The following is a 1,662-nucleotide window of genomic DNA, read 5'->3' on the forward strand; positions in this document are numbered from 1 at the left end:
AGGAACGTCGTGGAAGCCGTCATGGCAGGAAGCGACCGAAGCTTGAGATAGCGCAAGTCAGCCGTACATAGGGCCCGTGAAAAGACGAGCATGATGTCCGTACCGAGATCCGACACAGGTGCTCTGGCAGCGAAAGCCACGGCCTGTCGGGAGAACCGACGTTAGGGAATTCGGCAAGTTAGTCCCGTACCTTCGGAAGAAGGGATGCCTGCTCTCTACGGAGCAGGTCGCAGTGACTCGGGCGCTCCGACTGTCTAATAACAACACAGGTGACCGCAAATCCGCAAGGACTCGTACGGTCACTGAATCCTGCCCAGTGCGGGTATCTGAACACCTCGTACAAGAGGACGAAGGACCCGTCAACGGCGGGGGTAACTATGACCCTCTTAAGGTAGCGTAGTACCTTGCCGCTTCAGTAGCGGCTTGCATGAATGGATAAACGAGAGCGCCACTGTCCCAACGTTGGACCCGGTGAACTGTACGTTCCAGTGCGGAGTCTGGAGACCCCCAAGGGGAAGCGAAGACCCTATAGAGCTTTACTGCAGGCTGTCGCTGAGACGTGGTCGCCGATGTGCAGCATAGGTAGGAGTCGTTACACAGGTACCCGCGCCAGCGGGCCACCGAGACAGCATTGAAATACTACCCGTCGGTGACTGCGACTCTCACTCCGGGAGGAGTACACCGGTAGCCGGGCAGTTTGACTGGGGCGGTACGCGCTCGAAAAGATATCGAGCGCGCCCGAAGATCATCTCAGCCGGGTCGGGAACCCGGCGAAGAGCGCAAGAGCACAAGATGGTCTGACAGTGTCATTCCCAACGAGTGACGCTGACGCGAAAGCGTGGTCTAGCGAACCTACGAGGCTCCGTGATGGGGCCCGTAGATGACAGAAAAGCTACCTTAGGGATAACAGAGTCGTCACCCGCAAGAGCACATATCGACCGGGTGGCTTGCTACCTCGATGTCGGTTCCCTCCATCCTGCCCGTGCAGAAGCGGGCAAGGGTGAGGTTGTTCGCCTATTAAAGGAGGTCGTGAGCTGGGTTTAGACCGTCGTGAGACAGGTCGGCTGCTATCTATTGGGGGTGTTAAGGTACCTGACGTGAACGAACGTATAGTACGAGAGGAACTACGTTTGGTCGCCACTGGTGTACCGGTTGTGCGAGAGCGCAGATGCCGGGTAGCCACGCGACACGGGGTAAGAGCTGAACGCATCTAAGCTCGAAACCCACATGGAAAAGAGGTACCGCGGAGGTCACTCGTAGAAGACGAGTTCGATAGACTCGGGATGTACGCACCGAGGCAACGAGGTGTTGAGTCCACGAGCACTAACAGACCAAGCCACAGTCATACGGCACTGACACCACAGCCCGTATGAGTTCAGGCGGTAACTGGATCGCACATATACACGGTCGGAAAGAACCATCGACATTGGTATGATCTCGGTTCGATTCCGGGAGTCGACGTTAAGGCGGCCATAGCGGTGAGGCAACACCCGTACCCGTTCCGAACACGGAAGTTAAGCTCACCTGCGTTGCGAGCAGTACTGGAGTGCGCGAGCCTCTGGGAGACTCGCTTCGCCGCCTCCCATTCATTTCGCCCACATCGGGCGACACGAGCCCACGGACACCGCGTCCGTGGGCTCGTTTGCTTTCGAAACGGACACG

The 1,662-nt window shown here is 57.7% G+C and carries 2 rRNA genes; both read left to right on the forward strand.

From position 1 onward, the window contains the following. A 23S ribosomal RNA gene (locus GRS48_RS15100) occupies positions 1 to 1,347 on the forward strand; the annotation flags it as partial. Positions 1,348 to 1,462: 115 nt separating this feature from the next. Next, positions 1,463 to 1,584: ribosomal RNA gene (rrf, locus tag GRS48_RS11055) — 5S ribosomal RNA — on the forward strand. Positions 1,585 to 1,662: the final 78 nt, after the last annotated feature.

This window comes from Halorubrum sp. JWXQ-INN 858 (assembly GCF_009806985.1).
Taxonomy (GTDB): Archaea; Halobacteriota; Halobacteria; order Halobacteriales; family Haloferacaceae; genus Halorubrum.